Raw genomic sequence first — 7,101 nt, 5'->3', positions numbered from 1 at the left:
ACCGACCGCCTGCACTCCTCCCTGAGCTACCAGTCGCCGATCGACTACGAGGCCCAGTACCGTAATGACGCCGCCTCAACACCGGAGGTGGCCTAACCGAGGTCTCCATCCAGACCAGGACGGTTCAGTCTTGAGAATCAGCGCACCGTTCACGTCAGAAGAGCGGGGCTTTTGGGCCAAACTCGAAGGCTTCAACCCGGGAGGGATGAAAGACCGACCCGCGCTACACATGGTCGAACGCGCCCGCTCCCGCGGGGCACTTGCCCCCGGCGCCCGCATAGTCGAATCCACCAGCGGGACACTGGGGTTGGGTCTCGCACTAGCCGGAACGGTCTACGGGCACCCCGTCACCTTGGTCACCGACCCCGGGATGGAGCCGATCATTCAGAATATGCTCGCCGCATTCGGCGCCGACATCGAATTGGTCACTGAACCGCACCCACAGGGAGGCTGGCAGCAGGCTCGCCGTGACCGCGTGCAGAAGATCTTGGCCACCGACCCGCGCGCGTGGCATCCCGATCAATACAGCAACCCCGATAACGTCGAGGCCTACCGCGGGCTCGCGTTGGAACTGAACGAACAACTCGGCGCCGTTGATGTCCTGGTGTGCTCGGTGGGCACCGGAGGCCACTCGGCCGGCGTCGCACGCGTCCTCCGAGAATTTAACCCGCAGCTGCGGCTGATCGGCGTCGACACGGTGGGCTCGACGATCTTCGGCCAGCCCGCGGCTTCTCGGCTCATGCGCGGCCTGGGATCGAGCATCTATCCCGGCAACGTCGACTACCAAGCGTTCAACGAAGTGCATTGGGTTGCCCCCGCGGAGTCGGTGTGGGCATGCCGCACCCTGGCGGCCACCCACTACGCCAGTGGCGGCTGGAGCGTCGGTGCGGTCGCCCTAGTTGCAGGCTGGGTCGCACGCAATAGCCCTGCCGGAGCCACTGTCGCAGCGATCTTCCCGGACGGTCCGCAGCGCTACTTCGACACCATCTACAACGACGACTACTGCCGCGCCCACGGCCTGCTCGACGCAGCGCTCCCACGGCATCCCGCCACCATTGAGGACCCGATGACCCAGACAGTCACGGCGTGGACGCGATGCACCACCGTTGTCGACCCCACCGAGAGGCAGTCACGATGACCCTGCTGTCAGCCTTCCGCAGCTTTGGTTGGCCCAGTCGGATGCTGATGATCAACCAATTCGGCATCAACCTGGGCTTTTACATGCTCATGCCTTACCTGGCCGGCTACCTCGCCGGCCCGTTGGGGCTGGCCGCGTGGGCCATCGGCCTGGTGCTGGGTGTACGTAACTTCTCCCAGCAAGGCATGTTTCTCATCGGCGGCACTCTGGCAGACCGGCTGGGCTACAAACCGCTCATCGTCTGCGGATGTGTCCTCCGGACAGCAGGATTCGGCTTGCTTGTCTTCGCTGAATCGCTACCGGCGGTTCTGATCGCCTCGGCAGCAACCGGCTTCGCCGGCGCCCTGTTCAATCCTGCGGTGCGCGCCTATCTGGCGGCCGACGCGGGCCCACGGCGCGTGGAAGCCTTCGCGGTGTTCAACGTGTTCTATCAGGCGGGCATTCTGGCCGGACCCCTTGTCGGGCTGGCCTTGATGTTCGTCGATTTCCGAATGACAGCTGCCGCCGCAGCGGTCGTGTTCGCTGCGCTGACCGTGGCCCAACTCTTAGCATTGCCCCACCGCGCCGCGGGGACACCTGACGAGAAGACATCGGTGCTGCAGGACTGGCGAACAGTCGCGGCCAACCGCTCCTTTCTGCTCTTCGCGGCGGCCATGATCGGGTCGTATGTCTTGTCATTCCAGGTCTATCTGGCATTGCCGCTTCAGGCGCGAGACCTGTTTCCGCGCAACGATTCCGTTGTCACCGCCATGATCTTCGTGGTCTCGGGTCTGGTTGCCGTCCTCGGCCAGATGCGGATCACACGATGGTTCGCCCACCGCTGGGGCGCCGGCCGCTCCCTGGTGATCGGCATGCTGATCCTCGCGGCGTCGTTTTTGCCGCTGATCGTGCTGCCTGATGACACCAGGGCAGGCAGAGTCGCCGCCGCGACCGCGTTACTCGTCGCCACGGCGGTGCTGGCGGTCGGGTCGGCGGCGGTCTTCCCGTTCGAGATGGACACCGTCGTCTCATTGGCCAACAACCGTCTCATCGGAACGCACTACGGCTTCTACAACACCATCGTCGGAGTCGGCATTCTTGTCGGCAATCTGGCCACCGGCTCGCTGATGCAGGCCGCCCGAGATCTCGGACAACCCTGGCTGCTGTGGGTTCTGCTGTCGGCAATCGGGCTGGCCTCCGCCGCGGCCTTGTTCCGGCTGGACCGACGGGGCCGACTTCAACCCGAACAGCTGACATCCTCCGCGCAACCTCCGCGCTGAACACCCAACGACGCGAACATGCTCGATACCCCATATCGTCATCTACGTAGTAACTACGTAGATGGCGATATGCTGGTTCCAGCATCCGCGCAGACGCCTTCACGCCGTGAATGGCCCACGCTGGCAAGGAGACTGCCACGACCATCGAGCCGCACCCCGCTTCGGGCAGCGTTGCCTCTCCGGCGGTAGCCGCTGGGCGCATTCGCGTTCTGCTGGTTGAGCCTCGGCGCATCTACGCCGACATGTTGGCCCGCACCCTACGCGCTGAAGAGTTCGCCGTCGACGTCGCACGCTCAGATGCTGCAGCGCTCACCGCGGTGCTCGGCGATGACCCCGATGTGGTGGTGGTGTGCGTGGGATCATCCGCGCACGGCGCCGTCGTCCTTGACCGTGTTCGCCAGGCCGCCCATTGCGGCGTCGTCGCGCTCGCCGACACAGATATGGCGCCACTAATATCGCGCGTCGGAGTGGCTCCCATCGGCTCCCGCGACATACTCAACACGCGAATACGGCAGACGCTCAGGCGTTCTCACCAGCGCAGCGAGGTCGGCGGCGCGCAGCGACGCCACGTCGACGATCTGGTGATCGACGTGGGGGTCCGGCGGGTCTATCAGCGCGGCAACGTCATATCGCTGACTCGAACGGAGTTCGCGATCCTTCGGGTGTTGTCCGATGATCCAGGGGAGCCCGTGACGTGCCGACGACTTCAGGAAGTCCTTTGGGGGGCGACGCAGCCCGGCGGGCGGTCGGCACTGGGCGTGCACATCGGCAATCTTCGACGCAAGCTCGGTGACGCCCCGTCTCGTCCGCGCTATGTCCGGACGGTCCGCGGCATCGGCTACTGTCTGGCCGGCTGAACCATTACCCGGTGCAGACAAGGCGTTTGGTGGGAGGAAGCTGTTGGCGGAGGCGTTCGGGGTCAGGTCTCGATAATCCGTATGACGTAGGGTGTCATCCCGGCGGTACGCACCGGTGAAATCTTGATGGGAACGCCGGTTTGTTGCGCCTCGATCATTTTTCCGCCGCCGAGGTAGATCGCTTCGTGTTGGCTTCCGCCGGGCCCCCAGAACAGGAGGTCGCCGCGTTTAGCTTGCGCGGGAGGTACCTTGCGGCCAGCGTTGTACTGGTCGCCGGACCATCGCGGCAACAGTACTCCGACGCCGGCGAAGGCGAATCGTGTCAGTCCTGAGCAGTCGAAACCGACGGTGCCTGCGCCTTGGTCGACACCGCGACTAGGGCCGGTGAGGCTGCCCCCTCCCCAGGAGTAGGGAACGCCGATCTGCGTTCCTGCCCTGCGGATAACGTATTCGATCGCCTGGGCACCGTAGAGACGGTTGCCGCGGACGCTCGTTTGGGGGCTTGCCGCGGGACTGACGAGTCCGAGACTGCTCAGGAAGCTACGCCCCAAGTCCATCGCAGTCTGGGTGGCAACGGCCGTCGCCTGCAAGGACGCGTTGGCGATGGCAACCGGATCGCCGGGCGCTCCCGCACTCGGGATCTTGGGCAGGAGTGGATCCCACGGACCGCCTGTCGGCTCGGCGGAGGCTGCTGGCGTGCACGCCAAAAGTACCGTCGCGACGACGGCAACGATCACCCCAGTCAGGCGAAAGCCGACCGCAGATACGCGGCCTTCCTCCGGGCGGACGCATCGGGCCATCGGTTCCATATGGCGTTCTTTCTTTCGGCTGTCGGAGCGCCGGTGATTGGTTTCGCCAAGAAAGGCGAAACAGAGCGTTCCGTACTGTGCAGCAACGATGTACGTAGCGAATACGTAGATCAGCCTAACTCACATATGCCTCATCAGTAACACCTGCAACATAATTACAATGCTGGAACTTCGGCAGCTGAAATTGCTAATGGTGTTTTGCGAATGGGTGCTTGAAAGTGTCGATCGTCGATGGCAAAGGCTACGAAATAAGCGGTGGTCCGGACATGTGAAAATGCCTTTACCTAGGGCGGCAAACCAAAGGTGCCGTAGCGGAAAGGGCTGCGCTACCTGTGCTGCGTGGGCCCCACGGCGCGATGCTTGGGTGACACTTGGCAGTTCGCAACCCGGTTCGGTGGATGCGAAACGTCCTGCTGGCACGCTAACTGGTGCCACGAGGTGACTGGGAGGCGGCGGTTGTGAGTCTCCGCTTCTGATCTGAGTCTCAGAGGTTAGCGTTGCCGGCTTTCCACTGATCCCAAGGGATGTTCCAGTCACCTAAACCGTCTGTCCCCGACAGCGTGGGGCCGGTGGTGTTGATGACCTCAACGATGTCGCCGCGTCGGGTGTTGTCGTAGAACCAACGGGCGTTGGCAGGATTGACGTTAAGGCATCCGTGGCTGACATTGGCGATGCCTTGGCTGCCCACCGACCACGGTGCAGAGTGCACGTAGATCCCGCTGTAGGACATCTGGGTCGCCCACTCCACCTCGGTGCGGTATCCGTCAGGAGAGTTGACCGGAACTCCGTAGGTGGACGAATCCATCACCAGAAACGAGTAACGATCTCCGATGATGTAGGCGCCGTTATCGGTCGGGGTCTTGGCTTTACCCATGGAGATGGGCATCGTCTTGACGATCTGACCATTGCGCCGCACAGTCATCGTTTTGGTGGCGTCATCGGCGGTGGCGATAACCTCGTCACCGATGGTGAACCGGGTAGTGACGTCATCCTGACCGAACAGCCCGTCACCAAAGTTGACGCCGTACGCGTTGACCGCCACCTCGACTTTTGTTCCCGGTTTCCAGTATTCGGCCGGGCGCCAACGTACTTCGCGATTATTGAGCCAGTAGAAGGCTCCCTCGACCGGGGGGTTGGTGGTCACGTTGATCGCTTGCTGCGCCGCAATCCGATCGGTGATGTTCTCATCGAAGCGGATCGCGATGGGTTGGCCCACGCCAACCGTCTCGCCGTCGTTGGGCAGGACGTAGGGCATCGTCAAGTTGTCGGGCGAGTGGGTTTCGAAGGTCGCTGTCGTAGTGGTCGCGCCGCCCAGTCCAAGGGCCTGGGCATGAAGGGTGTACTGCTTGTTGTAGCCCAGCGGCTCGGCAGACGACCAGGACACGCCATCGGGGCTGAGCTGTCCGTCGACGAGTTCGCCGGCTTCGTTGGTCAACGAGACTTGGCCGAGAACGCCGTCACCGGCGGACACGGTAACAGGGGAGTCCACCGCGACACCGATCGCTCCGTCGGTCACCGACGCCTGCAATTTGGGCACGAGCAGGTCGGCGAACGGGGTGCCTTTATCAGTGATGACCTCGGGCTGGGGCGCGGCGGCCGGCGACGAGCTGCACGCGGCCGCGATCAGCAGCACCGCCATCGCCAGGACGGCCGTCCGCAGCCACTTCGCCGTCCTGCGAAACGGTGGGAGGCAAGTCGCCTGCGGCATCAGTGTGGTCTCCGTATCCGAATGTTGACATCGCTGACGAGCGGGCACTGCGTGCGCCGCGACAGCCGTTCGCGGGCGGCGGTGCACCGTTCACGCATATGGTTCAAGTGTGCTGATGCGTCATTTGGCTTTCTTAGTCCTTCGATGAAGATTTAGTAAAGACGCAGACTTGCGCACTGGTCTGCCCGACAGGGCATCCGGCTAGCTCTGGCAGGCGCCGAACGGGCTGCCGATCCTTTATTCGTCGATCGTTCGGACCGTGGCGCGCAATAGGCCACGTAGAAGGCTATGGGTCTCGTACGCGTTCTGGGCTGATCGGGAACGCTTGAGGCAATCACGGTCCGGGAGCGCTAGACGCTGGTCCCTCTCAGCCCTGCTCCAGTGTTGGTCTCGTCGCGGTGCGGTCCTTCGTCGCGGTCGTGGACTTGAGGCTGCACCCTCCGGCGGGGGTGAAGGGGTGTATCAGCTGCCGCCCGTACGCGGTGGGGTAGTCGGGGTGCGCGGCCATGCCGAGCTGGGTGGAGTCGAATCGGCGGGTGGCGTTATAGGAGTAGGTGCGCATCAGGTGGTCCCAGACCAGGGTGAACAGCCCGAAGTTGACGTCGCCGATGCCGGCCCACTTGAGGTGATGGAAGCGATGGCCTTCGTTGAGAGCCAAGACGTACTTGGCGGGGCCCACGCGGTAATCGGCGTTGGAGTGCTGCAGCAGCAGCTGGATCGCCACCGCGAGCGCGAGTAGGGAGGCCACGTTGACGGGCAGACCGATCAGGATGAGCGGTGCCACACCAGCGGCCATCTCGACGGTTTGGTGCAGCGGGTGTTTCATCAGGCCGTTGAGGCCGTAGAACCGGGTGATGCTGTGGTGCACGGCGTGAAAACGCCACAACACGCCGATCTTGTGGCTGGCCACATGGACCACGGTGATGCCGAGGTCGGCAATCATGATCGCGGCGAGGACCTGCAGCGGCAATGCCCAGGTGCGCGGCCACAGCTGCGGGGCCGGGACGACCGCCGCCAGTAGTGGAATGGCAGCCACGCTGGCCAGGATCAGCGTCTCGTTGACTGCGACGTGGATGCGGTCGCGCCTGCTGTCTGCCTGATCATGATTCCATTCGGGGTCATACGGAATGACACGTTCGACCAGCAACGCGGTGGCAATCGCGACGGCCATCACGGCCAGCAGCCAGTATTTCGCGGCTCCGGCGGCGGTTAACGCCACACCGGCGCCGTTGAGGCCGAGCAGCATGACCGGCACGTAGCCGTATCGGGCCACCGCCTGTGCCGCGGTGAACGCCGTCAATGGCGGGGACTTCGTGCTCACCACCTGATC

General features: G+C 63.7%; 6 protein-coding genes. 3 read left to right on the top strand and 3 right to left on the bottom strand.

What is annotated here, in order from left to right; translation table 11 throughout:
- The first annotated feature begins 64 nt into the window (after positions 1 to 64).
- The 3 genes from ASJ79_RS17930 to ASJ79_RS17920 all read left to right on the top strand — a co-directional run bounded on the left by ASJ79_RS17930 (position 65) and on the right by ASJ79_RS17920 (position 3,254).
- Positions 65 to 1,138: a PLP-dependent cysteine synthase family protein gene (locus ASJ79_RS17930; protein ID WP_067957837.1), complete on the top strand. Its 1,074-nt coding sequence runs from the start codon at positions 65 to 67 to the stop codon at positions 1,136 to 1,138.
- Positions 1,135 to 2,397, top strand: a complete 1,263-nt coding sequence (locus ASJ79_RS17925; protein ID WP_059090335.1) for an MFS transporter — start codon at positions 1,135 to 1,137, stop codon at positions 2,395 to 2,397. Before ASJ79_RS17930 ends, ASJ79_RS17925 begins: the two co-directional genes overlap by 4 nt.
- Before the next feature lie 110 nt (positions 2,398 to 2,507).
- A complete protein-coding gene (locus ASJ79_RS17920) occupies positions 2,508 to 3,254 on the top strand; it encodes a response regulator transcription factor (protein ID WP_197417640.1) in 747 nt (248 codons plus the stop codon).
- Positions 3,255 to 3,316: 62 nt separating this feature from the next.
- On the opposite strand, the gene ripB is transcribed toward ASJ79_RS17920, so the two are convergent.
- From ripB to ASJ79_RS17905, 3 genes are all read right to left on the bottom strand, one after another.
- Positions 3,317 to 4,063, bottom strand: coding sequence for an NlpC/P60 family peptidoglycan endopeptidase RipB (gene ripB / locus ASJ79_RS17915; protein WP_046361656.1), 747 nt, complete (start codon positions 4,061 to 4,063; stop codon positions 3,317 to 3,319).
- A gap of 484 nt (positions 4,064 to 4,547) precedes the next feature.
- Positions 4,548 to 5,771 (bottom strand): Ig-like domain-containing protein, encoded by a 1,224-nt coding sequence (locus ASJ79_RS17910; protein WP_067957833.1) that lies wholly within the window; start codon positions 5,769 to 5,771, stop codon positions 4,548 to 4,550.
- A gap of 367 nt (positions 5,772 to 6,138) precedes the next feature.
- On the bottom strand, positions 6,139 to 7,092 hold the full coding sequence (locus ASJ79_RS17905; protein WP_067957856.1) for a sterol desaturase family protein: 954 nt from the start codon (positions 7,090 to 7,092) through the stop codon (positions 6,139 to 6,141).
- Positions 7,093 to 7,101 lie beyond the last annotated feature (9 nt).

This window comes from Mycobacterium sp. NAZ190054 (assembly GCF_001545925.1).
Lineage (GTDB): Bacteria > Actinomycetota > Actinomycetes > Mycobacteriales > Mycobacteriaceae > Mycobacterium.
The sequence above is the reverse complement of the archived record's forward strand: the minus strand, read 5'-3'. Positions and strand labels throughout refer to the sequence as shown.

What these genes read in the sequence shown, in the direction of transcription:
- ripB (WP_046361656.1), bottom strand. Translation starts at nt 4,063, where the DNA reads ATGGAACCGATGGCCCGATGCGTCCGCCCGGAGGAAGGCCGCGTATCT.
- ASJ79_RS17925 (WP_059090335.1), top strand. Translation starts at nt 1,135, where the DNA reads ATGACCCTGCTGTCAGCCTTCCGCAGCTTTGGTTGGCCCAGTCGGATG.
- ASJ79_RS17930 (WP_067957837.1), top strand. Translation starts at nt 65, where the DNA reads ATGACGCCGCCTCAACACCGGAGGTGGCCTAACCGAGGTCTCCATCCA.
- ASJ79_RS17920 (WP_197417640.1), top strand. Translation starts at nt 2,508, where the DNA reads ATGGCCCACGCTGGCAAGGAGACTGCCACGACCATCGAGCCGCACCCC.
- ASJ79_RS17910 (WP_067957833.1), bottom strand. Translation starts at nt 5,771, where the DNA reads ATGCCGCAGGCGACTTGCCTCCCACCGTTTCGCAGGACGGCGAAGTGG.